General features: G+C 47.2%; 21 protein-coding genes and 6 tRNA genes. 22 read left to right on the top strand and 5 right to left on the bottom strand.

What is annotated here, in order from left to right; translation table 11 throughout:
• The gene (locus tag OLMES_RS21140; protein WP_087463091.1) at window positions 1-1,032 is read left to right on the top strand and encodes an acyl-CoA dehydrogenase middle domain-containing protein; all 1,032 of its coding nucleotides are present in this window, start codon (window positions 1-3) and stop codon (window positions 1,030-1,032) included.
• Between the two features lie 48 nt (window positions 1,033-1,080).
• Here OLMES_RS21140 and OLMES_RS21135 read toward each other — a convergent pair whose 3' ends face one another.
• Both OLMES_RS21135 and OLMES_RS21130 read right to left on the bottom strand, forming a co-directional pair.
• The gene (locus tag OLMES_RS21135; protein WP_087463090.1) at window positions 1,081-1,815 is read right to left on the bottom strand and encodes an oxygen-binding di-iron domain-containing protein; all 735 of its coding nucleotides are present in this window, start codon (window positions 1,813-1,815) and stop codon (window positions 1,081-1,083) included.
• A gap of 42 nt (window positions 1,816-1,857) precedes the next feature.
• Entirely contained in the window at window positions 1,858-2,460 is a 603-nt protein-coding gene (locus OLMES_RS21130; protein ID WP_087463089.1) for a hypothetical protein, read from the bottom strand.
• A 238-nt stretch (window positions 2,461-2,698) separates the two neighbouring features.
• Here OLMES_RS21130 and OLMES_RS21125 point away from each other — a divergent pair, with 238 nt between their 5' ends.
• Both OLMES_RS21125 and gloA read left to right on the top strand, forming a co-directional pair.
• Window positions 2,699-3,559, top strand: coding sequence for a DUF2846 domain-containing protein (locus OLMES_RS21125; protein ID WP_087463088.1), 861 nt, complete (start codon window positions 2,699-2,701; stop codon window positions 3,557-3,559).
• 77 nt (window positions 3,560-3,636) lie between these two features.
• Window positions 3,637-4,020 carry a lactoylglutathione lyase gene (gene gloA / locus OLMES_RS21120; RefSeq protein WP_087463087.1) on the top strand — a complete coding sequence of 128 codons (384 nt, stop codon included), beginning with the start codon at window positions 3,637-3,639 and terminating at the stop codon, window positions 4,018-4,020.
• 1 nt (window position 4,021) lies between these two features.
• On the opposite strand, the gene OLMES_RS21115 is transcribed toward gloA, so the two are convergent.
• The gene (locus tag OLMES_RS21115; protein ID WP_087463086.1) at window positions 4,022-4,261 is read right to left on the bottom strand and encodes a hypothetical protein; all 240 of its coding nucleotides are present in this window, start codon (window positions 4,259-4,261) and stop codon (window positions 4,022-4,024) included.
• 260 nt (window positions 4,262-4,521) lie between these two features.
• On the opposite strand from OLMES_RS21115, the gene OLMES_RS21110 reads away from it, so the two are divergent.
• The 7 genes from OLMES_RS21110 to OLMES_RS21080 all read left to right on the top strand — a co-directional run bounded on the left by OLMES_RS21110 (window position 4,522) and on the right by OLMES_RS21080 (window position 5,738).
• Window positions 4,522-4,597, top strand: a tRNA-Val gene (locus OLMES_RS21110).
• A 45-nt stretch (window positions 4,598-4,642) separates the two neighbouring features.
• A tRNA-Asp gene (locus OLMES_RS21105) sits at window positions 4,643-4,719 on the top strand.
• Window positions 4,720-4,801: 82 nt separating this feature from the next.
• Window positions 4,802-4,877: transfer RNA gene (locus OLMES_RS21100), tRNA-Val, on the top strand.
• Window positions 4,878-4,956: 79 nt separating this feature from the next.
• A tRNA-Asp gene (locus OLMES_RS21095) sits at window positions 4,957-5,033 on the top strand.
• Between the two features lie 21 nt (window positions 5,034-5,054).
• A tRNA-Val gene (locus tag OLMES_RS21090) sits at window positions 5,055-5,130 on the top strand.
• 54 nt (window positions 5,131-5,184) lie between these two features.
• A tRNA-Asp gene (locus OLMES_RS21085) sits at window positions 5,185-5,261 on the top strand.
• Window positions 5,262-5,423: 162 nt separating this feature from the next.
• Window positions 5,424-5,738, top strand: coding sequence for a hypothetical protein (locus OLMES_RS21080; protein WP_157678434.1), 315 nt, complete (start codon window positions 5,424-5,426; stop codon window positions 5,736-5,738).
• 90 nt (window positions 5,739-5,828) lie between these two features.
• On the opposite strand, the gene OLMES_RS21075 is transcribed toward OLMES_RS21080, so the two are convergent.
• A complete protein-coding gene (locus tag OLMES_RS21075) occupies window positions 5,829-6,896 on the bottom strand; it encodes an AraC family transcriptional regulator (RefSeq protein ID WP_087463084.1) in 1,068 nt (355 codons plus the stop codon).
• Between the two features lie 168 nt (window positions 6,897-7,064).
• Between OLMES_RS21075 and OLMES_RS21070 the strand changes: the two genes are divergently transcribed.
• From OLMES_RS21070 to OLMES_RS21060, 3 genes are all read left to right on the top strand, one after another.
• The gene (locus OLMES_RS21070) at window positions 7,065-9,113 is read left to right on the top strand and encodes an NADPH-dependent 2,4-dienoyl-CoA reductase (protein WP_087463083.1); all 2,049 of its coding nucleotides are present in this window, start codon (window positions 7,065-7,067) and stop codon (window positions 9,111-9,113) included.
• Window positions 9,114-9,333: 220 nt separating this feature from the next.
• Window positions 9,334-10,725, top strand: coding sequence for a hypothetical protein (locus tag OLMES_RS21065; protein ID WP_087463082.1), 1,392 nt, complete (start codon window positions 9,334-9,336; stop codon window positions 10,723-10,725).
• A complete protein-coding gene (locus tag OLMES_RS21060) occupies window positions 10,726-11,694 on the top strand; it encodes a 1-aminocyclopropane-1-carboxylate deaminase/D-cysteine desulfhydrase (protein ID WP_087463081.1) in 969 nt (322 codons plus the stop codon).
• Here OLMES_RS21060 and OLMES_RS21055 read toward each other — a convergent pair.
• Window positions 11,686-12,729: a DUF1853 family protein gene (locus tag OLMES_RS21055; RefSeq protein ID WP_087463080.1), complete on the bottom strand. Its 1,044-nt coding sequence runs from the start codon at window positions 12,727-12,729 to the stop codon at window positions 11,686-11,688. The genes OLMES_RS21060 and OLMES_RS21055 overlap by 9 nt on opposite strands.
• Window positions 12,730-12,935: 206 nt before the next feature.
• Here OLMES_RS21055 and OLMES_RS21050 point away from each other — a divergent pair, with 206 nt between their 5' ends.
• The 9 genes from OLMES_RS21050 to OLMES_RS21010 all read left to right on the top strand — a co-directional run bounded on the left by OLMES_RS21050 (window position 12,936) and on the right by OLMES_RS21010 (window position 25,740).
• Window positions 12,936-13,823, top strand: a complete 888-nt coding sequence (locus OLMES_RS21050) for an NAD(+) kinase (protein ID WP_087463079.1) — start codon at window positions 12,936-12,938, stop codon at window positions 13,821-13,823.
• A gap of 154 nt (window positions 13,824-13,977) precedes the next feature.
• The gene (locus OLMES_RS21045; protein WP_087463078.1) at window positions 13,978-14,940 is read left to right on the top strand and encodes a metallophosphoesterase; all 963 of its coding nucleotides are present in this window, start codon (window positions 13,978-13,980) and stop codon (window positions 14,938-14,940) included.
• Window positions 14,941-14,956: 16 nt separating this feature from the next.
• Window positions 14,957-15,850, top strand: coding sequence for a rhomboid family intramembrane serine protease (locus OLMES_RS21040; protein WP_087463077.1), 894 nt, complete (start codon window positions 14,957-14,959; stop codon window positions 15,848-15,850).
• Between the two features lie 209 nt (window positions 15,851-16,059).
• Window positions 16,060-16,320: a YeaC family protein gene (locus OLMES_RS21035; protein ID WP_087463076.1), complete on the top strand. Its 261-nt coding sequence runs from the start codon at window positions 16,060-16,062 to the stop codon at window positions 16,318-16,320.
• 97 nt (window positions 16,321-16,417) lie between these two features.
• Window positions 16,418-17,242, top strand: a complete 825-nt coding sequence (locus tag OLMES_RS21030; RefSeq protein ID WP_087463075.1) for a DUF2797 domain-containing protein — start codon at window positions 16,418-16,420, stop codon at window positions 17,240-17,242.
• Window positions 17,243-17,300: 58 nt separating this feature from the next.
• The gene (pepN, locus tag OLMES_RS21025) at window positions 17,301-19,928 is read left to right on the top strand and encodes an aminopeptidase N (protein WP_087463074.1); all 2,628 of its coding nucleotides are present in this window, start codon (window positions 17,301-17,303) and stop codon (window positions 19,926-19,928) included.
• A 262-nt stretch (window positions 19,929-20,190) separates the two neighbouring features.
• Window positions 20,191-21,579, top strand: a complete 1,389-nt coding sequence (locus OLMES_RS21020) for a DUF1329 domain-containing protein (RefSeq protein ID WP_087463073.1) — start codon at window positions 20,191-20,193, stop codon at window positions 21,577-21,579.
• Window positions 21,580-22,111: 532 nt separating this feature from the next.
• Window positions 22,112-23,254 carry a WD40/YVTN/BNR-like repeat-containing protein gene (locus tag OLMES_RS21015; protein ID WP_232465160.1) on the top strand — a complete coding sequence of 381 codons (1,143 nt, stop codon included), beginning with the start codon at window positions 22,112-22,114 and terminating at the stop codon, window positions 23,252-23,254.
• A gap of 77 nt (window positions 23,255-23,331) precedes the next feature.
• Complete coding sequence (locus OLMES_RS21010) at window positions 23,332-25,740, top strand: efflux RND transporter permease subunit (RefSeq protein ID WP_087463072.1); 2,409 nt, start codon at window positions 23,332-23,334, stop codon at window positions 25,738-25,740.
• Window positions 25,741-25,937 lie beyond the last annotated feature (197 nt).

Below are 25,937 nucleotides of genomic sequence, written 5' to 3'. Positions count from 1 at the left end.
GTGCTGAAGTTCATTCAGGAATTTCGTTCGACGGACCGGTTCGTTAACGAATGTGTTCCCAAACAGATGTCGGAATGGTACCGGGGCGCGCTGGAAAATATCTCTTCGGGGCTAAGCGCGCCTGAAATATCGTTCCGGCTGGGGGCTCAGGCTCCCTGTCTTGGCTGGGCGTTCTTCGGGGGGTATCAAGTTGCATTGAGTGCATTGTTGCAAGGCTTGGGTGGTGCAAATGCGTCGAAGTGTTCGAGTCAGCATCTTGTGTCCGAGGATTTTGTCAATTCTCTAAGGACTTTGCGGGCGCTGAGTTACTCCGAACCGGGTCTCAAAAAACCGGAGCAGTTAAAGACGGAACTGGTTGATGGTCGAGTCAGTGGTCATAAGTCTTTTGTGACTGGAGGCGATCAGGCTCAACAGATTATTTTGCTTGCAAAAATGATAAATGGTACGGATATCGCTCCAGATCAAGTTGAGCGTGAGGGGCGTTCCGATATTGTTGCTGTAACGCTTCGGCCCGAGCTGCAGTCCGGTATGTTGTTTACCGCAATGAATCCGCTGCCATTTGCGCCGGAATTACTGCACAGTGAATTGAGACTGGATAATGTAGAGCTGACTCGCAGTTCGCAAGTCCATAATGATGCTGTTAATCGGATTCTGAAGCCCTTTCGCTGGCTTGAGGATGTGCATGTGTTTGCTTCCGTGTTGGGGTATTTGTCCGCGGCTTCGGTTGCTGTTGATGAAAAGTATTTGTGCGCCTATCTGTTTCATGCCTTTCGTGGTCTTGAATCTGCTTATTTGCGGGTTGACATGTTTGCGCAATCGGAGACCTCTGTTCAATCATCGGCTGGACCTGACGCTAATGAGGGCGTTCTCATCTTGGCCGGGCTGCAATTCAGTCTCAAGAAAATGACCCCTGAAATAGACGGAATGTGGGCGAAAGTGGGTGACGTTGCGCTAAATCGATGGCGAAGGGATGTGCCACTCATGGGAATAGCCCAGAGCGTGCGTGATAGACGGTTCGCGAAAGTCTGGTAATTGGAGTTATTGACCACCCAACAGCATGGCTGGAGGGCGGTCTTGTTGTTAGCTGTTCACCGCTATGCCGACATCCAGATTTTCAAACCAGTCGAGAAAACGTTGCACGTTCTCTCCTTTGAAGAGTCGGCCATGCTGAGGGGCCATGATGTCGATGTCGAGTTTTCGGACTCGCTTGATCCACTCTTGTTTGGCTTTGTTTGAGGGCATCCATCGCTGATGGAATAATTGCATTTTGTCGATCTGATCATCGAAATCTTCGACCAGGAAAGGCGCTCCGGGTGGTTCCAGGCAGGCACCCACATCCCCTGAAAAAAGTATTTTGGCCGAGGGGTCGTAAACATGAAAGTTTCCCGAAGAATGTAAGTAATGTGCGGGAATAAATTGAAGATCGATGTTGCCCAAGGTGAGGGATTCACCATTGTCTCTAATCGGGTGGAATTCAATGTTGTTCATGCCGAAATGACGAACAAAACCTTCCCACAACCACGGGCAGTAGAGCTTCGCATTCGGTAATACCTGATCCCACAGTCCAAGTGACGAGATAATATCCGGATCCTGGTGCGAAGCAAACAGGTGTGTAATCTGATCAATGGATACATGCTTCAGCACTGCAGCCAGCATGGGGGCGAAGAGTTCGATTCCACCTGGATCCAGTAAAATGGACTGGTTGTCTGAAATGATCATGTACTGATTCGTATCGATAATTCTGTCTGGCTTGGATGGATCCCGTCCAAACATAAGCCAGCGGTGTCCTTCGTTGTATAGTGTTGTGGTTTGCATGATAGCTTGATTCAATTCCGGTATGAAATAAAACCTGATCGTTTATCGAGCATGATCAAGTAGTGATATTGAGTGTGTAACATGTTCTTTTATTTTATTTGCCATGGCTTGTATGCCGTCTGCCATTTCGACTAAATGTCCCTTAAATTCACCGGTTTGTACCGCTTCCAGTTTGGAGGTAACCGCGATGACATCAATTGCTCTCATGTGTTGTTGAATTTCATCCAGCTTGCCGTAGAGCTCATTCATCAATTTGTTGAATCCCGCGTCCAGCTCTTTCTTACGAAGTTTTAATTCTGCGATATACTTTGCAATGTCACCTTTATGGAGTGCATCCTGGGCAAGCAGCAAAGCCAAATCGAGTTTTTCCAGTATTGTGCTGTTTCGCCATTCCGTTACGGAATGTGTGGAGATACTTAATGCTGTTAAATTGATGGACTTGGCGAGTGAAATCGTCTTATTGGCGAGTTCATCATAAAAATTTGCAATTACTGCGAGTCCGGCAGCTTTGCTGCCAGCACGCAGCACGATTGCGCGGGCGTTTTTAGATGAGATGGCGAGTTGCCGGGCGATTTGCTGCGCTTGATGCAGCTCCGAAGCAATGCGTGCTGCGGCGACAGTTTGTTCGGCATGGTTTTCAGACATGGTGGTTTTCCAAACATTTTCGACCTTGGAATGAGTATAGATGACTTCCTCAGGTTTCCCAGTGGCTCCGTCGCTTTACTTGGTCGTTGGTTGTGTCGTATGGCTCCAAGCGTGAGATAATGATCAAAGTTGCACTATATCTCAGATTTTTTTGGTTTATTTTTTTAACATACCGGGTTGAAAGATAATATAAAGCTGGAGGCAATACTTTATGGGGCCGTTCGTAAGAACAGTTAGAATGAATAAGAAATGGATAGGCTTCATACTTATTCCATTGGTGCTTTCATTGACCGGGTGTCCAGTGCACCAGTCAATTGGTAAAAGTGTCGGAGCATTTTTGCATCCGGTGACAGGGACTGAGTTTGTTCATATCTCGAATAATGAGTGGAGTCCGGGCAAGCACGCGCTGATTTATTTTTATCGGCCCAATACCCAGTGGGCTGCCGATGAGATTGAGTCGCCCAGTGTGTACGTCGATCAAGCGCACTACTTTAATATTCGGGCGAACAGTTTTACATGGCTTGAGGTATATCCCGGAGAGCGACATATCATTATGCGTCGGCCATTGTTAGGGTTGGAGGGGATTTCTCTCGAAGGCGTATTAGAATTCGACCTGGATCATATCGTAGATGTTAAGTTAGAGGTCGAGGCTGGAAAAATTTACTACCTGCGTTATTCCGAGGTGAGTCCCCCGGAAACACCGCACCCGGATTTAGATCCGGAGTCCCCTCTGGTCAATGGTGACTTGCAACTGGTTACACGCCAGGTCGCGATGCAGGATATTGTGGATACCCGGTTCCTCAAACCGGATTTAATTGCACCTAATCATGCTGCGACTTCTATCGTGAAAGAAAACAGGGAGTATGACTTTATTCTCCGGCGCAAGCAGCTGGAAGAGGCTCGCAAGGTTGAACTGGCAGACCTCAAAGACGCTGGGCACTGGCGCGCTGCCGCTTGGTATTGGCCGTTTGGTGGAGGGCCGACAAAACGTCTGGAATCCGATATGGCGTTGGAAGCACTTGAAAAAGAGAAAGAAGAATACTATCACCAGCTTGAAATAGAAGAAGCCAAGAACAGCAGTAGTTGGTGGCCCTTTTAGTTTTTTGATGAACCTTCGTTGAGCGCGAAGCTTCACTTGGGGTGGGCTTCGCGTCTCTGCGGTTGGAGGGAGTATAAATGCGCCTGTTACATACTATGCTCAGAGTGACAGATCTGGAAAAATCAATCGATTTTTACCAAAATGTTTTCGGTATGAGCCTGTTACGACGGAAAGATTACCCAGAGGGTCGATTTACACTGGCCTTTATGGGGTACGGCTCCGAGGCAGAAAACACAGTTATCGAATTTACCCATAACTGGGATACCAACGCGTATGATTTAGGATCAGCCTATGGGCACATTGCCATCGAAGTTGAAGATGTGTATGCGGCATGTGACAAGATTACGGCGCTGGGTGGTAACGTCGTACGTGAAGCCGGACCAATGAAGCATGGAACAACGATTCTGGCCTTTGTGAAAGACCCGGACGGGTATATGGTGGAGCTGCTGGGCAAAAAATAAATTATGCGCTGTGGTTGTTGTGGCGTTGAATTTTCTCCAAGTCCTTTTTTATAATTTTTCTGACGCGAATCATTTCTTGATAGGTCTCGATTAATTGCTGGTAACTAAGCTGTTTTTGTTTAGTTGCGGAGAGGAGGGTGATACGGCGCTCGAAATGCTGTATTTCCTCATCTAGCGAGTTGATGACCAATTCAACCTGTTGTCCGCTGTTATCCGATGGAGTGTGCTGTTTGGCAGGCATACGATTACGTCAAATGTCCATTTCTGTGTATTCCAAAGTGTTCTTCTCATGATAGATCAGTAATTGGAAAGTTGTATCATCTACTTTCCTTCAGTTGTTTTCATTGTGTGAGTGATTTGTGAGCAACTGTGAATAATTGTGGGTCGCATTTTAGCTTATGCTCTTAAGTAATTTGGTTTCTATTTTTTTTCAAAAAAAGTGAAACAAACTGTTTGACATGAGCCGTAAAATCTATAAAATGCGCATCTCAATTCGGGGTTGGGTGGTTAGCTCAGCTGGGAGAGCATCGCCCTTACAAGGCGAGGGTCGCAGGTTCGATCCCTGCACCACCCACCAAATTGAATAAAGTATACAAACTCAGTTGGAGTTGTATTGTGTCGCGGACCGGTAGTTCAGTTGGTTAGAATACCGGCCTGTCACGCCGGGGGTCGCGGGTTCGAGTCCCGTCCGGTCCGCCAATTTATTCATCGAATTGAAGTGCTGTTAAGGCTTAACAAATGTTAAAGTATTAACAGCTGGAACAGGATTTCTCCTGAAGATGGGTGGTTAGCTCAGCTGGGAGAGCATCGCCCTTACAAGGCGAGGGTCGCAGGTTCGATCCCTGCACCACCCACCAATTTCGATTGGTGGAATGGAGAATGATTGTTCAGTAGTCTTAGCTTGAAAAGCTGGCTCAATTGTAAAGCTCAGTATGCGGACCGGTAGTTCAGTTGGTTAGAATACCGGCCTGTCACGCCGGGGGTCGCGGGTTCGAGTCCCGTCCGGTCCGCCAATTACTGTAGCAATGACAAATGGGTGGTTAGCTCAGCTGGGAGAGCATCGCCCTTACAAGGCGAGGGTCGCAGGTTCGATCCCTGCACCACCCACCACTTATGGTATGTGTTTCGGTACCATCGAGTTAGACTTTACGAAACATTGAATGCGGACCGGTAGTTCAGTTGGTTAGAATACCGGCCTGTCACGCCGGGGGTCGCGGGTTCGAGTCCCGTCCGGTCCGCCAATTCTCTCAGACCTCCATCGAAATCTTTCGATTCATTTATAATTAAAATGCAAAAATATTATTTTGATTCCTTTTTAAGGTGAATTGTAATATTTTGTTTGCAAATTATTCATAATTCTGTCATATATTTCCCCTACGATAATTTTATTCTGACATTAGTGCATGGATTTGCCGGTTTTCCTGCATCTTCAATCCAGAAGATCATTAATCCCCCATAAAAACTGTACAAAAAACATGGGTGGCTTTCTGAACAGCTCTGATATTTGCTGTGGATGTACGCTTGAAATATACAGGCTTGGTCTGATGGAGCCAGAGCTAATTGGTCAGTGGCAAAGCTCTCTGCTGGCAAGGAGAGAATTTAATAATGTGTTTGCACAAGGAGTAACCATAATGCAAGACTACGAAGAAGAAATCCTCGAAACCGTTACTGATGATTATGACGATGATGAGGCGTTTGATGATGCTGAGGAGTTGTGAGCCTCAGTTTCAAGCCACTACATACTGCTGATTGTTTTTCTTATTGTTTTTCAACTTCCTATCATGTCCTCTGAACCAGGTCGCTAGATTTTAGTGAGCGATGTGGTTGGAGTGTGCCTTCCGGTATTCCCCCGGGCTTTGTTCGAACCAGCGTTTAAATGCTCTTTGAAACGCCGCAGGGCTGGAAAACCCAAGTAAATACGAAATCTCCGAGAATGACAGGAATGTGTCCCGTGTATAGCTTTGGGCTAGCTCCATTCGTGTATTATCCAGAATTTCTGAAAACGATGTCCCTTCATTTACAAGGCGCCGACGCAATGTCCAGGGTGATAAACCAAGTTGTTGGCCTATTTCTTCGATAGAGGGTGGGGAGTGGTTCAAGCGCGGGCCTATTTTCTCCGTAACGCATTCGGTGATACTGGAATTGCTTTGCAGTTGTTTTAGCTCCTTCTCGCAGAGCTCGAGAGTGTGTTGGAATGTGGCGGGTTGGTGAAAGGGGTTTTTCAGATGGTAGTGTTTGGCGCGAATAACAAGTTCATTTTGTTCCGCACTGAAATTGACAGGGCACTGGAAAAAGTTTTCAAAGTCGGTTTTAAAGCCACGGTCAGCGTACTCAATATTCACTTCGGCAAGCTGAAAGTTCGGAGACAGACGTTTGGCGAAACAAAACCAGGTACTCAACACGGAGTCGACTACAAAGTAATTAAATTTGTTGTACGGGCTAATGGAATAAAATCGTACCCGGTTGGTCTCTTTTAGCGTCCTGCCGCGTACATAGCTTGATTGGCCTCTACAATTTTTGCTTCCAAGTGGTTCCAGTTTCACCAGCGTTTCCAGTGCCTCGGCGAGTGAATTTGCGCTATTCGCCGCCAGGCCTGGCATCCCCAAGTCTGTGGTTTGGGTGTGAGCGCCAGAAAGCAGTCCAATCAACTCATTATCCGAAAGTTCAATTGCGGCTCGTCCTATGCGCATGTATTTCGGGATGCTGATTCGCGCATTGTGTACGCCAAAATGGTGCATCTCAATTTGGTACGATTCGAGAGTCGGCCTGAAATCAAGGCCAAGATTTTCCAGTATTCTCAGGAGAACATAGACGTGATTGAGGGCAATGTCGCCCAAGCGATAGCGTTTTCGGGGTGTTGTTCTGGTAAGGGTCATGGTAAATGTATTCTAAAGTATACTATTTGTTATATTAGGGTATTGTTGATTTTGTTGTCCACAGTTAACTTATACACATATTCGACTAGACTGATTGCATAATAATCAACACCCCATTATTGAGGGTGTAATCTAATTCTTTGAGCTGATTTACCTTCAGGAGCCAATATGTCTGCAGATGCCAATGCTGTGCACCCCTATAAAAATTTACTCTCACCTTTGGACCTCGGATTTACGCAATTGAAAAACCGGGTATTAATGGGATCGATGCATACCGGTCTGGAGGAAACCAAAAATGGGTTTGAGCGTATGGCGGCCTTCTATGCGGAGCGAGCATTAGGTGGTGTGGGCCTGATTGTAACCGGCGGTATTGCGCCCAATCCTGAGGGTGTTGTTGCTCCAGGAGCAGCCAAAATGGATTCTCAGCACGAGGCTGATGAGCACAAAGTTGTGACTCGGGCTGTGCATGAGGCAGGTGGCAAAATATGTATGCAAATATTGCATACCGGTCGCTATGCCTATCATCCTAAACTGGTAGCGCCTTCTGCAGTCCAGGCACCGATCAATCCGTTCGTCCCCCACGAATTGTCCGAGGAAGAAATAGAGCAGCAAATTGCAGCTTTTGTAAATTGTGCATCCCTCGCGCAGGATGCAGGTTATGATGGTGTCGAGGTGATGGGTTCCGAAGGCTACTTTATCAACCAATTCATTGTATCCCACACAAACAAACGCGAGGATCGTTGGGGTGGTGAGTATGAGAACCGAATTCGTTTGCCAATCGAAATTGTACGTCGTATTCGTGAGCGCGTTGGTGCGAACTTTATCATCATCTACCGCTTGTCGATGTTGGATCTGATAGAAGATGGCAGTACCTGGGATGAGGTAGTGCATCTGGCCAAAGCGATCGAAAAAGCGGGGGCAACAATCATCAATACGGGTATTGGCTGGCATGAGGCCCGTATACCGACTATTGCGACTATGGTGCCTCGTGGTGCTTTCACAAAGGTGACTGCGAAATTGAAAGGCGAGGTTACGATCCCGTTGGTGACCACTAATCGCATAAACATGCCCGATGTTGCCGAAAAAGTATTGGCTGAAGGTGATGCGGATATCATCTCAATGGCACGCCCGTTCCTTGCTGACGCTGAATTTGTAAATAAGGCCGCGGCAAATACACCCGAAGAGATTAATACCTGTATCGGTTGTAACCAGGCTTGCCTCGACCACACATTTGCAATGAAATTGACCTCTTGTCTGGTCAACCCTCGCGCTTGCCATGAAACTGAGTTGACTTACGTTAAAACTGCCCAGCCGAAGAAAGTTGCGGTTATAGGTGCCGGGCCTGCAGGGCTGGCTGCTGCATCTGTTGCGGCAGAACGAGGTCATAATGTGGTGTTGTTTGACTCTGCTGCCGAGATTGGGGGGCAGTTCAATGTGGCTAAACGCATACCCGGTAAGGAAGAGTTCTACGAAACTCTCCGTTACTTTGATGTGATGTTAAAGAAACATGGCGTTGATCTTCGTCTGAATACGCGCGTTTCTGCTAAAGATCTCTCTGGGCAGGGTTTTGATGAAATCATTCTAGCAACTGGAATCGTGCCGCGAACGCCAGAAATCGAGGGTATTGATCATCCCAAGGTAATGTCTTATCTGGATGCAATTCTGGGGCGTAAGCCGGTTGGCAAAAAAGTCGCTGTAGTGGGAGCGGGTGGCATTGGATTTGATGTTGCCGAATTTATTACCCATGAAGGAATGTCGCCTAGTCTTGATATTGAAGCGTTCATGAAAGAGTGGGGAGTCGATCTGAAGATTGACCACCGAGGTGGCATTAATGGTGTTGAAAAAGTGTTGCCCCAGGCGCCTCGGGATGTCTTCCTGTTACAACGTAAGACCTCCAAAGTAGGTAAAAATCTGGGTAAAACCACGGGCTGGATTCACCGCACCTCACTCAAGCACCGGGATGTTAAAATGGTGTCGGGTGTCGAGTATCAGAAAGTCGATGACCAAGGTCTTCATGTTCTTGTGAATGGTGAAGCCAAAATGCTGGATGTTGATTCCATTATTATCTGTGCTGGCCAGGAACCCCTTCGGGAGCTTCAGGATGCGCTGGTGGCAGCGGGTGAATCTGTGCACTTGATCGGTGGTGCTGATGTGGCGGCAGAGTTGGATGCGAAGCGCGCGATCAATCAGGGGTCCCGATTAGCGGCCCAATTGTAAAGTCGCAGCCGCACTTATCATCCCTTCGGCAGACGGTCTTCAACTGTCTGCCTGTTCTTTCTCCAGTCTTAAAGCGCTCACTCGATAATATTCCCCTGAGCCGTCCTTGCCTGTAGTGCTTCAAATCTCGGCAGGATGGTTCGAACTAGCCTAAACTTACTGATATTCCGTAAGTCACCCTTTTAATGCCCTCAAGGACACAACTAAAGATTGGATTTTTATGGCACGCTCTAAAACTGAGACGTTTCACGAAGCTGTATTTTTTCTCCAGGATCATCAGGTGTTTCGGCAGATGCTCAAATCTGAGTTTGAAGCGTTGCTGGACGGTTATGTGGGTCTCTCGGATATGGCGGATACCGAAGCCGAGATTGTTTATCTGCAGATTGATAAAAGTCTCAATGTGAGGGCGTTGGTATTTTTTCATTTGTATTTTGACGAAGATGGGCGTGCAGATCCTGAGTGGAATATTCCGATCGAAGAGCTAGCCAAAAAAGGTGGGTCCGGCCCTGATTTGGGCGGGGGACCGATTCGCCTGGCTTGCCGTAGTCAATGCCCGATTAATTGGCACCAAAAAGAACTTTGGGATCCATCAATGAATCCCGGAGCCAATGACTTTCAGGCGATACGCAAGGCTGTGGTTGAAAATCGTTTGGGCTATGCCAAAGTCGAAGCGCCGGAGCCTGAGGCGGTTCAGACGCCATCTAAATTTACCAACGTGAAAGTGGATCTGGACGAAGACGATATTCCCTTGCTGGATGACATCTCCGGATCAGAGTCTGATACCGGTTTTGATGCATCCGAAACGCTGACCAAGATGGCAGGAAGTTCTCCGGCACATCGTACCAAGCTCGCCAGGTTGATTCGCTCTCAGCGATTACGAATCAAAACCCTGGAGAATCTGAAGAATGACGAGCTGGAAGAGCAGGCTCGTGAATATCGGCTCAATGCGCAGCAAGCGAAGCAGGCGTTGCAAGAGGTGGAGCAATCTCTAGAGCAGTTTAAAGTGCTCAATGCTCAACTTAAGAAAAGACTCTACGAGCGCAATGAACAATACCTGGCACTTCAGGATCGCATGACGGATCAGTCCATGTTGGTTGAAGACCTTCGTAACAAGCTCAAAGGAACCGAGAATGTCGAGCAAGAGCGGCAAGAAGCTTCCAACCTCCGTGCGGAGCTGTTGATTCTTAAAGAGCAACTGGAGCGGCGCAATGAAGATCTAGCCTATCGGGATGAAAAAGAAGAAAGTATTTTGCAGGAGCTGGAAGACCTGCAACAAAAGTACGAAGATCTGCGTAATGAAGGTAGTATATTCGAAAAATTACATGAATTGGATGTCGTCTTTATGGCGTATCATCCAGGTGCAGGGCATGTCACGATTCCATTTGTTGATATTAAACGTTACGTTTCAAATACAAATGCCTACGTTGCTATGAAATGCAGTGTTTCCGAAGAGACGTACCTGAAATGGCTGGGACACTACGAAAATCCGGTATGCCAGTATCAGTCGGAAGGTGGTTCTCCCTGCGGCTCACCGCTGAGTGTGGTGCATGCCCCTTCGGAATTCAAAGAGAATTACAGCGACTTGTGTGCAATCCACCGTAAGCGTTTTTAAATGGATGATCGTTTCAATCGTATTGATTGGCATAAAACATTCCCTGTTCACGCCTTGACCTGGCCCTTTCCGAACCCCTTTCATATCGAAGTCGGTATTGCGCGGACCGATCTTTTGGATGATCGGATCTCGGGTAACAAGTGGTATAAGCTGAAATATAATTTGAAAGCAGCCTTGGAGCAAAATGCAAAAGGTGTCGCGAGCTTTGGGGGTGCTTTTTCGAACCATCTACATGCGCTCGCTGCTGCCGGTAACAGGCTGGCATTACCCACCGTGGGATTTATTCGTGGAGAACTGGTAGAGCCATTTAATCCTACACTAACCGATTGTTCGACTTGGGGGATGCAATTGCATCCTTTAACGCGCAAAGCCTACCGAGAGCGCCACGATTCTGCTTTTCAGGATCGCTTGATGGCTTCATTTCCAGGGTTTGTATTGCTACCCGAAGGTGGATCAAATCAATTGGCTGTGGCCGGTATTGCCGATATGGTCGGGGTTATTGAGTCTTGTAAGGCTGCTTTCGATTATATCGTTCTGCCGGTTGGCTCTGGAGGAACGTTGGCAGGGATCTTGGGATATTATTTGGGACGTGAAGATGCGCCGATCATTATAGGGGTTTCCGCTTTGAAGGGCGTTGCGGGTGTATTGGAAGAGACCGTTCTGAGACTGGTTGGAACGGAAGAAAATTTTATTGATGATCTATCGATGGATGATCTGTTGCCTGAGTGGTGGATTGAACATGATTTTCACTGTGGCGGATTTGCAAAAGTTTCATCGGAGCTTCAAGAGCTGAAAGCGCGTTTTGAATGTCAGACTTGTGTGCCTCTGGATAATGTTTATAACAGTAAAGTTATATTGGCTGTGAAACACTTGCTAGAGTGCGGAAAAATCCCTGATCGTGCACGGCTGTTGATTCTGCATACCGGTGGATTGCAGGGGGTTCGAAACTGGAGCAGACCGCTAAGTTGACCAGGGCCAGTGGTCTGGAACAACAAAGGTTCGCTTCTTTTCGAGTTGGGTCCCTGATATATCGTTGCTGAGTTTTGCCAGTAGGCAGGGACGTTGTTCTCCTCGCACATGATGTTCGAGTAAAGCCCTTAGTGTCTGCCGGTCTGGAATGTTCTGCTCCAGGTCTTGATCGGGTGTTATTTTTGCCGGGCCGAGCCAATCCGGTTTCTTTAGCAGCACCCAGCAGCTCGATTCGGGGTTTTCGGGGGCGTGGTCGAATTGCTGTTTATAAAATTCGCTGAGAGAGACCCAGGTACCGGTGAGGTGATTTGAATTAATGAATATTTCATTCCAGGTTGTCGTCATTGGCTGCATGGGTTCAGAGCGGGGAGTGGTGGCGGGGGTGATGTGTGGTGGCTGTTCCGGCCAAAATAAGTAACCTTTGCAAATGCAGCTTGTTTCATCGGGGAGCAGGTTCAGGGCTTCAAGCTGTTTTTTGCCTTGTTTAGTCGAGGATAGTCGTAGTTGACGCTCCTGAAGCACGGTAAGTTTCTTATCAAGGCGATCAATGCAGTTGGGACCCAACCACAAATGACTATGCATAGATGCTGTTAATTTGTTAGCTTCTGCTGGGCGAGCAAATAAGTAGAATTTGACCGCAAGCTCCAAGTGAATGATTTGTTTGTTGCCCAAGTCTTGGATAATAAAGTCGAACTCACCCAGCGTTTTTCCCGCGGCGTGAATCTGCAGATTATGCGCCAGTAGTCGGATATCAGGGTGGGTATGGAAAAAAAACGCCCAGAGTGCTTCGAAGTAACTGCCCAGGAAATGTGATTTACACTGCTGTAAATGTATCGCTAATGAAGTGGGGTCGCGATCCAGTCCTTGCAGCCAGTTCAAAGTCCAGTCTGGGTTGGGGTCTTGCCAGGGGCGGGTTGAAAGGGCTGCTTCATTGATGAGAGACGGACTTAACAGAGCCCAGGCTAGATGGCGGACTTCCGGAGTATTTAAATTGGCAATCCGGGCTTGCATCTCTTCATGGTGATCAGCGGTCAAAAAGCAGGCTCCTATTCGTTGGTGGTGTGTTAAATCGGTTCACGGCCTCTGATTTTCTATCGAAACTTCGCGTACCTGGGCTTTTCGGTTACACTGTCGGAAAAGTTGCTGTACAGCGTAGGAAATACGAAGGGAAGATGGCAAGTATGAAATGCAATTTTCCCATTAAGTCGGCATGTATTGATTGAAAAAGGTTTGTTTGTCTCATGGAACAGTTTCGAACAGTTGGTGTAATTGGTCGTATGGGGAGTGTTAAAGTCGTTGAAACCCTGCGACGGTTGAAGCAATTTTTAATTGCCAACGGAATGCATGTCGTGTTGGAAGAGACCACCGCCACAGTATTGCCCGGACATAATTTGCAGGTATCCAGCATTAAAATGATGGGCGAGATTGCAGATCTTGTGATTGTAGTTGGCGGTGACGGCAGTTTACTGGGTGCAGCCCGGGAAATGGCCAAGTTCAATATCCCCATTTTGGGGGTCAACCGCGGAAAGTTGGGGTTCCTGACAGATATCAGTCCAGATGGGCTTGAGCGAGGAATCGAAGAAGTGCTCGAAGGTCGGTATGTGGAAGAAAAGCGCTTTTTGATGGATGCTTTTGTCCGCCGGGATGGCGAGCCTGTTGGCTTTGGCAGTGCGCTGAATGATGTGGTTTTGCACCCGGGGAAATCGACTCGAATGATTGAGTTCGAGTTATTTGTTGAAGGGCAATTTGTGTATGGGCAGAAGTCGGACGGGTTAATTGTTTCGACGCCCACGGGATCTACCGCCTACGCGCTGTCTGCAGGTGGCCCGATTATGCATCCTCGCCTGGATGCTGTCGTATTGGTACCCATGTTTCCCCATACTTTGAGCAGTCGCCCCATTGTTGTTGATGGCAAAGCCGAAATCAAAATACAAATCGGGGATGAAAACGGTATTTACCCGCAAGTGAGTTGTGATGGGCAAAAACATATTGCGGCAGCGCCGGGTGATACGGTCACAATTCGTAAAAAGCCTCATAAATTACGGCTGATTCATCCAACTAATCATGACTTTTACGCGACCTGTCGGGAAAAACTGGGCTGGGCGAGCAGTTTGACGATGTTGCATTAATTTCATTTTCTATTAATTTGGCCCAAACAAATAGTCTGATTAGCACCTGGCTGTGAGTTATTCCAATGCTCAGATGTATTTGGAATGAGTCGGCTACTGCTGCACTCAAAATTCATGTAGTGGCGGCTGCGACCGGAAGTAAAGAGGAAGTACGGTGAAGTTTACCAAACCCAAAGGGTATGACCTGATCGGTGATGTGCATGGTTGTGCCAACACGCTGAGACTTTTACTGGAAAAACTGGGATACCAGAAAATTGACGGTGTTTATGAACATCGAACCCGGATGGTCATCTTCATCGGGGATATTGTTGACCGCGGACCCAGGATTCGCGAAGCGTTGCATATCGTTCGTGAGATGGTTGAGCGCGGCTCGGCACTGATTGTGATGGGTAACCATGAGTACAACGCGTTAGGGTATTGCACGCTGGCCAGGCAAGGTAGTGATAAACAGTATTTGCGTGAACACAATTCTCGTCATAACCGGCTGATTGCGGAAACGCTGGAACAGTTTGAGCAGTATCCTCACGAGTGGAATGATTTTCTGGAGTGGTTTTATACGATTCCCCTGTTTCTTGATATGGGAACCTTCAGGGCCGTACATGCGTGTTGGGATGAGCATCTTATCAGTCGATACCTTGAGCGCTATAAGACCAATCAAATTGATGCCGATTTTTTACATGCCTCCACGGTCAAAGACAGCTTTGCCGGACAGGTCATGGATCGGCTACTGCGCGGGACAGATATGCGTTTACCCGATGGTGAGACGATTACAGGGCGCGATGGCTTCGTTAGAAGCTTTTTCCGGACGAAGTTTTGGGCCCGGGATCCTAAAACTTATGATGATGTTGTCTTCCAGCCTGATCCATTGCCGCCAGCGATAGCGGAAAGGGAAATTTCAGCGGCAGATCACAAGCGCTTGTTACGCTATGATCAACACCAGGTACCTGTTTTTGTCGGTCACTACTGGATGTCTGGAGTGCCGGCGCCAATTACATCAAATGTTGCTTGTCTGGACTACAGTGCCGTTAAGTATGGCAAACTCGTGGCGTATCGCATGGATAACGAAAAGACTATTCAGAAAGACAAGTTTGTCTGGATTGATGTCGAAAAGCGCTGATTCGGAGAGTTGAATCTTGCAAAAAATTGCGGAGTTACCCGTTGATGAAGATCTCCGATTCTTTGTGCGCTGGATCATACTCCATCGGGTGAGCATCAGAGTCGTTGAAGAGCGCGGTGTTCAGGTTGTCTATGTTGATAATTCGATGGCCCGTGATGTGCAATCTGTGCTGATGCGTTATAGCACGGATCCGGAGTTTCGCACTACGGTCCGATCCGAAGTTGAGCATAAAAGCCGGCCACTGGAGATCGCTAAATGGCATACGGTTACCCGACCTGCCCAAGCGTGGGTTGTGGCAGGCTTGATTGCCATCTGTGCCTTTGTGGCGTTAATTACCAGTTTGGGATCTGGTGGCCCTGTTCTGCGAGCGCTTACCTTCGCAGATCCATTTCATGTTGTTGATGATACCATTCGTCAGCGCTTGGATGTGATTCTCTTAAATATCACTGAGGGCCAATTATGGCGGTTTTTGACGCCTGCATTTCTGCACTTCAGTATGATGCATATTTTGTTCAATATGATGTGGCTTTGGTATCTCGGAGCCATGGTTGAGATAAAACAAGGTCGCCAGCGCTTTTTGCTCATTTTTATGTTCAGTGCGATATTGTCCAATATCGGGCAATACCTGGAATCCGATCAGCTTTTTGGCGGCATGTCAGGGGTCGTGTACGCATTGTTCGGGTACTGCTGGTTTTACGATCGCCGCTTCAGGCCGGTTTTCAGAGTGCCTGACGGGCTGTTTATCTTTATTATCGGATGGTTGTTGCTGGGCTACACAGGTTGGGCTGACGCTTATGTCGGGAAAATGGCCAATTCCGCACATTTAATCGGTTTATTAAGCGGCTTGTTGCTGGCATTGTTACCTTCCCGCCGAGGCCAGGATTCCGAGCAACAGTTACTGCATCCGTAGGTATTTAGATACTTAGGTACTTAGGTATTTGTAGAGCTATCGGGACTTTGTTGCAGTCATGAATATATGACTGCCCCCTACGCTTGCATTGTTTTTCCCTCAAAATTCAGTTTCCGCGTGTCAAAAAATTGCTGTAATTGGTAGTATTTTCAAGCTGTGATACCATGCTGGGTCAACAATTCAGCTTATCGCCTGGTAATAACGTAGCCATGAAGTTAGAAAATCTGATCCGAAGTATTACACCTGAAATCTACACCAACTTGAAAACGGCGCTTGAGCTCGGGCGCTGGCCTGATGGCACCAAGCTGACACGAGAGCAGAAAGAGCATTGCATGCAGGCCATTATGCACTATGAAAACCTGCATGATTTTTCCGAGGGGGAGAGGTTAGGGTTTATTGATCGGAGCAAAAAGGAAGCTCAGGACGAGGCCCAGATCTTGTCCATTCCTGACTCCAAAACGACGCACTAGTTTGCCGACAAAAATTAATCAATTCCGTATCGTATGCACATAAAAGAAGACATCTGTGTGTTACGAATTCGCAAACAAAACAATATAGGGGGTTGTTTTGGAGAAGCTGTTCAGCGGTTCTTTGGCCAAAATGAAGGCCAAGCTGGATAATCCTGTGCACTACTCATTGGACACCGATGAGGCAACGTTAAATTTAAATGAATTGATTGGACAGCCTATTTCGCTCCAGTATCAGGGAAATATCGCGTGTTGTGCCTGTGGGCGAGCGACTAAAAAAAGCTTTGCCCAAGGGTTTTGCTATCCTTGTTTTACTCGACTGGCGGCCTGTGATACCTGCATTATGAGTCCGGAAAAATGTCATTTTGCGGCAGGAACCTGTCGGGAACCCGACTGGGGAACCGCGAACTGTATGGTGGATCATATTGTATATCTGGCAAATTCTTCTGGTTTAAAGGTCGGAATAACCCGCCACACTCAAGTGCCAACCCGCTGGATTGATCAGGGGGCGACTCAGGCTCTTCCTATGTTCAGAGTCTCAAGCCGTTACCTGTCAGGCCGTGTAGAGGTGATATTCAAGGATGTCGTGACAGATCGAACCAATTGGCGTGCCATGCTCAAAGGAAATGCAGATCAGCTTGATATGCACGAAGCGAGAAATGAGCTGGTTGAGCAGGTTCAGGATAAAATCGCTGCACTGGACAGCGAAACCGATGGTGAAATCCAATTCCTGGATAAGGCCGATGTGGTCAACATTCAATACCCGGTTGAGGTATGGCCAACAAAAGTAACTTCATTCAACTTTGATAAAACTCCGACCGTGGAGGGAACCTTGCAGGGTATCAAGGGTCAATATCTCATATTGGACACTGGGTGCCTGAATATTCGAAAATTTACATCCTATGCGATAGATCTTTTGGCGTAACCCGCTAGCCAGACATAGAGAATCTCTATTTCAGGATTAAAAAATCAGGACCAATATAATGAAAGAAGCACAACCACAGCCTATTTACCTCAGAGATTATCGTCCCCCTGCATTTTTAGTTGATCATACGGAACTCGAGTTTGATCTGTATGAAGAGGGGGCGCAGGTGGTATCTCGTTTGAAATTGCGTCGCAACCCTGATTCTGATAATGCCAGGGCGTCTCTGGTTCTGGATGGTGTTGAGCTTGAGCTCAGGTCTATTATGATCGACGGGGTTGAGGTTGACGCAGAGCGTTACTCGGTTGAAGGGGAGCATCTGGAGGTTCGTGATGTACCTGACGAGTTTGAGCTGGAAACGCAGGTCTGGATTAAACCTCAGGAAAATACCTGCCTAGAAGGCCTGTACAAATCTTCGACCATGTTTTGCACTCAATGTGAAGCAGAAGGGTTTCGTCGGATTACCTACTACATTGACAGGCCGGATGTCATGTCTTTGTTTCGAACCACTATCCGCGCAGATCAATCCCTTTATCCCGTTTTGTTGTCGAATGGAAACGAAGTAGAAGCAGGGGTATTAGAAGACGGACGGCATTTTGCGGTATGGGAAGACCCTCATCGTAAGCCGTGTTACTTGTTTGCGTTGGTCGCCGGTGATTTGCATTGTCAGAAAGATGTATTTGTAACATCATCTGGCCGCGAGGTCGAGCTACGGATGTATGTGGAGCATCGAAATGCCAATAAATGCGACCATGGTTTAATATCGTTGAAAAAGTCGATGGCTTGGGATGAGGATGTTTATGGTCGCGAGTACGATCTGGATGTGTTTATGATCGTTGCGGTTGATGATTTCAACATGGGGGCGATGGAAAACAAGGGGTTGAATATATTCAATTCTTCCTGTGTGTTGGCGAAACCGGAGACAACAACCGATAACGGCTATCAGCGCATAGAAGCGATCGTCGCACACGAGTATTTTCATAACTGGTCTGGCAATCGAGTAACCTGCCGTGATTGGTTTCAGCTGAGTTTGAAAGAAGGCTTCACCGTTTTCCGGGATGCGCAATTTTCAGCCGATATGGGCTCAGACACGGTCAAGCGAATTGAGGATGTAACCGTTTTACGAACCGCTCAGTTCGCGGAAGATGCGGGCCCCATGTCGCACCCGGTGCGACCTGCGTCCTTTATCGAGATATCCAATTTCTACACGCTGACGGTTTATGAAAAAGGCGCCGAAGTAGTGCGCATGATTCACACCTTGTTGGGAGCCGAAAAGTTTCGACAAGGATCGGATTTATACTTTTCCAGGTTTGATGGGCAAGCAGTAACAACGGATGATTTTGTAGCTTGTATGGAAGAGGTGAGCGGGATCGATTTGACCCAGTTCAAGCGTTGGTATGAGCAGGCTGGAACCCCGGTAATCCGGGTCACGGATTTTTATGATCCTGATACGCGGGAATATCGTCTTACCTTCCGGCAGTCCTGTCCAGCGACACCACAGCAGACTGAGAAGTTACCCTTTCATATCCCTTTTGCAATCGGCCTGTTGGATGCTTCCGGTCAGGATATTGCCTTGCCAAATGGTGCGACTACTCAAGTGCTGCATTTAACTGAGCCGGAGCAAAGTTTGGTGTTTCAGAATATTGAGGCGCAACCAGTGCCTTCGTTGTTGCGTGGATTCTCCGCACCGGTTCGACTTGAATACAACTGGTCTCTGGAGCAGCTCAAGTTTTTAATGTCCCATGACAGTGATGGCTTCAACCGCTGGGATGCGGGGCAAAAGCTTGCAATAGTGGTCATGCAGAACATGATCTCTGATGGTAGCCGTGACGTACCGGAAATTCTCATTGAGGCTTACCGGAAGGTTATAAACGATACCGAAACCGATCAGGCGTTAATCGCGAAAATGTTGTCTTTGCCTACGGAACAATATTTGATTGAGTTGGCTGACGAAGCTGATGTTCAGTTGATCCATCAGGTGCGGGAGATCACGCAGGAGAAGCTGGGAGGAGCACTACGGGAAGAGTTGAAAGCTTGCTTCCAGCGAAATGTCCAATCATCAGAGGCCTACGCCGTTGATGCGCTCTCGATTGCGAAGCGAACCTTACGCAATACTGCTCTGCAAATGTTGTTGAAGACCGGAGACGAGGAGGCCCTTCAATGGGCTCTGGATCAGTTTCAGGCGGCCAGCAATATGACGGATCAGATAGGTGCGCTGGCAGCGTTGGTGCACTCTCCATTCGAGAATGATCGGGCACAGGCGTTGAGTTCCTTCTACGATCAGTGGCAAAGTGATAACCAGGTCGTTGAACAGTGGTTTTCATTGCAGTCAGGTAACCCGAAAACCGGGCATCTTCAGGCGATTAAAGCGTTAATGCAGCATGCCGCATTTGATATTCGGAATCCAAATAAGACACGTTCGGTAATTGGTGTATTTGCCAACCAGAACCTGACCTGTTTTCATGCGGAAGATGGTAGTGGCTACGAGTTTTTGGCGGATCAAGTCATTCAGCTGGATGCCCTAAACCCTCAGATTGCATCCCGACTGGTTACACCATTGACCCGTTGGAGAAAGTATTCGGAAGTTCGTCAGGGGCAAATGAAGTTGGCATTGCAGAGAATTAAATCGGGGGGGAAATTGTCTCCGGATTTGTTCGAAGTGGTATCTAAAAGTCTCGTCGATGCTTAATTCTGAATCAAAGGGCCCTATAGACAGATGCTTAAGTTCTGCTACAAGTATTTGTGATGTGGCCCGATTTTATAATCGGTAACATATTTAATACAAAATCGACATCGACCTGGTACTCCAGGGAGACTAAAGTTGCGTGTTCCGTTTTGGGCGTGCAGTTAAGCATTCAACAAACGAGAACCATTAAGAAATAACGTGAACCATAATGATAAAAACAGGTGCTGTCGTCGCGTTAAATGCGAAATAAATCCAAGGGACCATTATGCTCAAAAAGAAAATACTGCTCACGAGCGTGCTCATGGTATCTTTCATTGGCTTTAATGCTCAAGCAAAGGTATCTCAAAAAGAGGCAGATCAACTCGGTAAAGATTTAACCCCCTTTGGCGCTATCGTTAAAGGAAACAAGGAGGGTACTATCCCGGATTGGGATGGTGGTCTCGATAGTAACAAGGCTCCGGCATCGTATAAAAGACCAGGCCAGCATCACCCTGATCCTTTCCCGGATGATAAAGTGCTCTTTACAATTGATGCTCAAAATGCATCGAAGTACAAAAAAAAGTTGACCCCGGGCTTAGAGGCGCTGTTAAAAACTTATCCTACCACGTTCAAGCTGCCGGTATATCAAAGCCGCCGTACCCACACCGCACCGGACTGGGTAATCGAAAACACCAAGAAGAACGCGACAACCGGCTCCTTGGTGAAAGGGGGAAATGGTATTGATCACGCTTACGGTGGTGTGCCCTTTCCAATCCTCTCTGGCGATAAACAAGAGAAAGCCCTGCAGGCAATTTGGAATCATTTGACTCGGTGGCGTGGTGTTTTTGTGACTCGCCGCTCGTCTGAGGTCGCAGTGCAGCGCAATGGTGATTACACTTTGGTAAGCTCACAGCAGGAAGTTTTTTGGAACTTCTTTAATCCTGAGGGCAGTGAAAAGGATCTGGAAAACATACTATTTTATTATCTCTCATTTACTAAAGCGCCGGCACGTTTGGCGGGTGGTGCGATTTTGGTACATGAGACGATTAACCAGGTCGCCGAGCCTCGGAACTCCTGGGGTTATAACAAAGGGCAGAGACGGGTTCGTCGTGCACCTAACCTGGCATACGATTCACCGATAGCGGCATCCGATAACCTGCGAACGGCAGATGATACGGATATGTTTAACGGCGCTCCAGATCGTTATACCTGGGAGTACAAGGGGTTGAAGGAGATTTATATTCCTTACAACAACTATAAAATCAGCCAGCCTGATGTCAAATATGCCGATGTTTTGGGGGTATCGCACATCGCGCCGCAGTTTACCCGTTGGGAATTGCATCGAGTTCATGTTGTTGAAGCCAATCTGAAGGGAACAGAGCGACATATTTATAGCAAGCGTGTCTTTTATATCGATGAAGATAGTTGGAATATCGCGCTGGTGGATCAGTATGATGCTCGAGGAGAGCTATGGCGTGTCAGCATGGCCATGTTAAAGAACTTTTACGAACTCCCAGGTGTCTGGACTGCACTGGACGTGTTTTATGACTTGCAAGCCCGTCGTTATCATGTGCAAGGATTGGATAGCGAAGAGCGCGATACCCGGGTTTTTGAGACGAAAGTTCCTAACTCTCGTTATTTCAAGCCAAGGGAGCTGCGCCGAAGAGGTCGCTAGGATTTAAATCTGTAAGTTCAAAAAACCAGGACTGCAGTCCTGGTTTTTTTTTTGAAGTTTGGGTGCACCACTGAAAAGATAAGCACTTAACCTTTAGTCGTATATTCAATGGGCGATACGGCTTGGATAATTTCAGCAAGCTAATGAAATTGTTCAATTAGCTAATCTACCCGGATATCGGTAATTTAGGTAAAACAGGAGGGACGAGAGGCCGAATAGCACATGTAAGGTTTGTACTTATCTTATCTTCGTACTACATTTTTGGATTAGGTGAGTTATTTTGCTCGCTTTTAGAGCAAAATCGAAAATGAAGCACTGATTTGTGTCTCATTGATTGATGGTTAGAAATTGTATATCTAATAACAGTAATAAAAAACGATAGTGGCAAAAACAAAAACAGCGAGTCTGTAACAGATAGAGCACCAAGCCATAGATATCAGAGCAAATAATTGGGGCGGAAGCCGATCGCATCTTCAGTATGCCTTCCTCCCGTAAGCAATTTAACTAACAAGGTAAATGTAAGGCTATTTCTATGAGACGACGAGTGCAACGCATCGCGTTTGGCATTATGTACGGGGCGATGGGCATGCTATTGCCCGTGTCCAATGCTGCTGCTCTTCAAGATATTCTGGATACCCCGGCCACGAGCACTGAGCTCGCAACCAGTTCCCTGTTACTGGATGTTGCGCAAGCGGGTCAACGTTACGTCGCCGTTGGTGAGCGTGGTCATATAATTTTTTCCGATGATAGTGGTCGAAGCTGGGAGCAGGCCGAAGTGCCTGTCTCGACAACTTTGACAGCGGTGTATTTTCCCAGTCCGCAAAAAGGCTGGGCCGTGGGACATGGCGGAGTTGTGTTGGCAACGAGTGATGCAGGAAAAACCTGGATCAAGCAGTTTGATGGTTATCAGGCTAATCAAATGGTAATCGCAAGTGCCGAAAACCGGATTGATGACCTGGAACAAAGGGTCGATGCAGACCCGGAAAACGCTGACCTGACCTACGCATTGGAAGATGCTCAATTTGCGCTGGAAGATGCACAAACCGATGCCGAAGTTGGAGCGAGTAAACCGCTCTTGGACGTTTGGTTCAGAGATGAGAGGGTTGGGTTTGTCATTGGCGCGTACGGCTTTTTCTTCAAGACGATAGATGGCGGAAAAACCTGGGAAAACTGGGGTGGCTCAATCGAAAATCAGCAACGTTTCCACTTGAATGCCATTTCCCGGATTACCGGGGGGGCGCTCTTTATTGCCGGTGAGGCGGGAAACATATTTCGTTCGACGGATGAGGGTGAGACCTGGGAAACAGTTGAAAGTCCCTATGAAGGTTCCTTGTTCGGAATATCGGGAACTGGAAATGTAAATGAAGTATTGGCGTTTGGATTGCGGGGAAACCTGTTTCGATCGGTCGATATGGGTGAAACCTGGGATGCGGTAGACACCGGATCTGAAGTGACATTGACCTCCGCGGATACTGCAGCAGACGGAAAAACCGTGATATTGGTCGGTGTATCGGGTGTTGTGTTGGTGAGTCAAAACGGCGGCGAATCTTTCGTTGGTGTTGAGCGGGAAGACCGACTGGCGTTGACTTCAGTCATTAAATTGCGTGATCAGAAATTGCTGTTATTTGGGGAAAAAGGGGTGATGATCGCAAATTCCAAAGGGTTGGATCTGTAATTCCACCACTTGCCCTGCCTCAAAGCCGAGGCCGTAAAATTTCAGTCAATTTACAGCATTTTTAAGGGGATTCTTGCATGTCAAACCCGCAACATGACAAAGGCGAGCACTATTTGCTAACGCCAAAAGCCGAACCACTGTTGGAGCGGCTGATTTTTAACAACCGATTTATCATACTCGTTCTGTTTTTCTTGCTTACCCTGTTTTTAGGGTATAACGCATCTAAAATTCAACCCGATGCCAGTTTGGAGCGATTGATTCCTCTGGAGCATCCTTTTATTCAGAATATGCTCCGAAATCGAGAGGATTTGCAGAACCTGGGTAACTCCGTTCGAATCGCTGTGGCCGTTCGAGAAGGCGATATCTTTACCAAAGAGTATATGGATACGCTTAAAGAGATTACGGATGAAGTTTTTTATCTTTCCGGCGTTGATCGAGCTGGATTGAAATCCATCTGGACGCCAAATGTGCGCTGGGTTGAGGTCACTGAAGAAGGCTTTCAAGGGGGGCCGGTGATTCCGAATGGGTATGATGGCAGCAAATCCAGTTTGGAGAAGCTACGTCAGAATATCCTGAAGTCCGGGCAAGTCGGGTCACTGGTGGCCGATAACTTTCGATCTACGATTATTCTGGCACCCTTGACTGAAATTAACCCGGAAACCGGGGAAAAATTGCAGTACAAGGAATTTTCTCCAGAGCTGGAAAAGAAAATACGCGAAAAGTACGAGCTAAAAAACCCTAATGTAAAGATTCATATCATTGGCTTCGCGAAAAAAGTGGGTGATTTGATTGCGGGTATCCAGTCGATTGCTATGTTTGCTGCAATCACAATCGTATTAACGTTTGTTTTCTTGCTCATTTATTCCCGTTGTTTCAAAAGTACGCTAGTGCCTATTATTGCCTCGATCATTGCGGTTATCTGGCAGATGGGGATACTTCGATTACTCGGATTTGGTTTAGATCCTTATTCTGTATTGGTACCCTTCCTGGTATTCGCGATAGGAATCAGTCACGGGGTTCAGGTTGTGAATGCGATGGCCGTTGAGAGTGCCAAAGGATTTGATGCAATGACCTCCGCACGTTTGGCATTCAGGGCGCTGTACATTCCCGGTATGCTTGCGCTTGTCAGTGATGCGATGGGCTTTTTAACTCTTCTTTTCATCAAAATTGACGTCATAAAAGACCTGGCGGTTGCTGCTGGCGTCGGGGTGGCAATTATCATTGTGACCAACCTGGTATTGCACCCGATTATTATGTCGTATGTTGGCATCAGTCGCTCAGGTATTAACCATGTTCAAAACCACGGTGAGAAAGCGGATCGAAAGTGGAAGTTAATGTCTTACTTTTCCCACCCGACGATTGCCCCGATTTCCGTTCTTATTGCACTGATGGGGTTTGCTCTTGGAGCCTACTATCAAAAAGATCTCAAGATAGGAGATCTGGATAAAGGTGCACCTGAGCTTCGACCTGATTCAGTTTATAACCTGGATAACGAATATATCATTTCCAACTACAGTACGAGTTCGGATGTTTTGGTTGTAATGGTCGAAACCCCCGCAGAGCAGTGCACCAGTTATAAAGTAATGGATGCAATGGATCGCTTGCAATGGCGGATGCAAAATACACCAGGAGTACAGAATACGGCTTCATTGGTCACGGTATCAAAAATCGTTACCAAGGCATTGAATGAAGGAAACTGGAAATGGTTTGAGCTTTCACGTAATCAGACCATTATCAATTCGTCGATCCAGCGAGCACCGAGTGGCTTGATCAATACCGACTGCTCACTGACACCAGTGATCATCTATCTTGAAGATCATAAGGCAGAGACCTTGCAGCGGGTTGTCGCAGAGGTTCAAGCTTTTGCTGACGAGAATCCAAGTGATGACTTCCAGTTCAAGTTGGCTGCTGGTAATGCCGGTATTGAATCTGCAACCAATGAAGTTATCTCGAAAGCGAAGGACATGATGTTGATATTCGTGTATGCCGTGGTGAGTGTTCTTTGTTTCCTAACGTTCAGGTCTCTCCGTGCTGTCATCTGTATTATCGTACCTTTGATGTTAACTTCTGTTCTGTGTGAAGCGTTAATGGCAAAAATGGGGATCGGGATCAAAGTCGCCACTTTGCCTGTAATAGCCTTGGGGGTGGGTATTGGTGTGGATTATGGTATCTATATATATACTCGCCTGGAGCAAATGTTGCTGCAGGGTAAACCATTACAAGAGGCCTACTTTGAAACATTGAGGACAACAGGCAAGGCGGTTAGCTTTACCGGTATTACGCTCGCGATTGGTGTTTGTACCTGGATCTTTTCGCCGATCAAGTTTCAGGCGGACATGGGGATTCTGTTGTTCTTCATGTTTTTGTGGAACATGGTGGGTTCTATCTGGTTGTTGCCCGCTCTGGCGCGTTTCTTGTTGCGGCCAGATAAGATGGTTGCCAAGGCCAAGCAAGCTGAAGCTGCAGCGGCTGCCGCATTGAATTAACATCACTACTGATAAGTCCGATATAAGTTGTATCGCTAATATTGTCTTGCCCGGAATTCTTTCTGTTCCGGGCAGGGTAATCCGTTTTTCTGCATTTCTCCCGGTTTTCTTTTGTTGCTCGCCATAGTAATCTTCGAATGGATGGCGGTATCTCTTCAGACCTCTCTCGACACCTCGATAGTTTAGTGTTCAAAACA

The organism is Oleiphilus messinensis (assembly GCF_002162375.1).
Classification (GTDB): domain Bacteria; phylum Pseudomonadota; class Gammaproteobacteria; order Pseudomonadales; family Oleiphilaceae; genus Oleiphilus; species Oleiphilus messinensis.
This window is presented reverse-complemented; position numbering and strand designations above follow the sequence as displayed.

Excerpts from the sequence above, each read along its gene's own strand:
- OLMES_RS21135 (WP_087463090.1), bottom strand. The coding sequence starts at position 1,815 with ATGCAAACCACAACACTATACAACGAAGGACACCGCTGGCTTATGTTT.
- OLMES_RS21130 (WP_087463089.1), bottom strand. The coding sequence starts at position 2,460 with ATGTCTGAAAACCATGCCGAACAAACTGTCGCCGCAGCACGCATTGCT.
- OLMES_RS21125 (WP_087463088.1), top strand. The coding sequence starts at position 2,699 with ATGAATAAGAAATGGATAGGCTTCATACTTATTCCATTGGTGCTTTCA.
- gloA (WP_087463087.1), top strand. The coding sequence starts at position 3,637 with ATGCGCCTGTTACATACTATGCTCAGAGTGACAGATCTGGAAAAATCA.
- OLMES_RS21115 (WP_087463086.1), bottom strand. The coding sequence starts at position 4,261 with ATGCCTGCCAAACAGCACACTCCATCGGATAACAGCGGACAACAGGTT.
- OLMES_RS21080 (WP_157678434.1), top strand. The coding sequence starts at position 5,424 with ATGGATTTGCCGGTTTTCCTGCATCTTCAATCCAGAAGATCATTAATC.
- OLMES_RS21075 (WP_087463084.1), bottom strand. The coding sequence starts at position 6,896 with ATGACCCTTACCAGAACAACACCCCGAAAACGCTATCGCTTGGGCGAC.
- OLMES_RS21070 (WP_087463083.1), top strand. The coding sequence starts at position 7,065 with ATGTCTGCAGATGCCAATGCTGTGCACCCCTATAAAAATTTACTCTCA.
- OLMES_RS21065 (WP_087463082.1), top strand. The coding sequence starts at position 9,334 with ATGGCACGCTCTAAAACTGAGACGTTTCACGAAGCTGTATTTTTTCTC.
- OLMES_RS21060 (WP_087463081.1), top strand. The coding sequence starts at position 10,726 with ATGGATGATCGTTTCAATCGTATTGATTGGCATAAAACATTCCCTGTT.
- OLMES_RS21050 (WP_087463079.1), top strand. The coding sequence starts at position 12,936 with ATGGAACAGTTTCGAACAGTTGGTGTAATTGGTCGTATGGGGAGTGTT.
- OLMES_RS21035 (WP_087463076.1), top strand. The coding sequence starts at position 16,060 with ATGAAGTTAGAAAATCTGATCCGAAGTATTACACCTGAAATCTACACC.
- pepN (WP_087463074.1), top strand. The coding sequence starts at position 17,301 with ATGAAAGAAGCACAACCACAGCCTATTTACCTCAGAGATTATCGTCCC.
- OLMES_RS21020 (WP_087463073.1), top strand. The coding sequence starts at position 20,191 with ATGCTCAAAAAGAAAATACTGCTCACGAGCGTGCTCATGGTATCTTTC.
- OLMES_RS21015 (WP_232465160.1), top strand. The coding sequence starts at position 22,112 with ATGAGACGACGAGTGCAACGCATCGCGTTTGGCATTATGTACGGGGCG.
- OLMES_RS21010 (WP_087463072.1), top strand. The coding sequence starts at position 23,332 with ATGTCAAACCCGCAACATGACAAAGGCGAGCACTATTTGCTAACGCCA.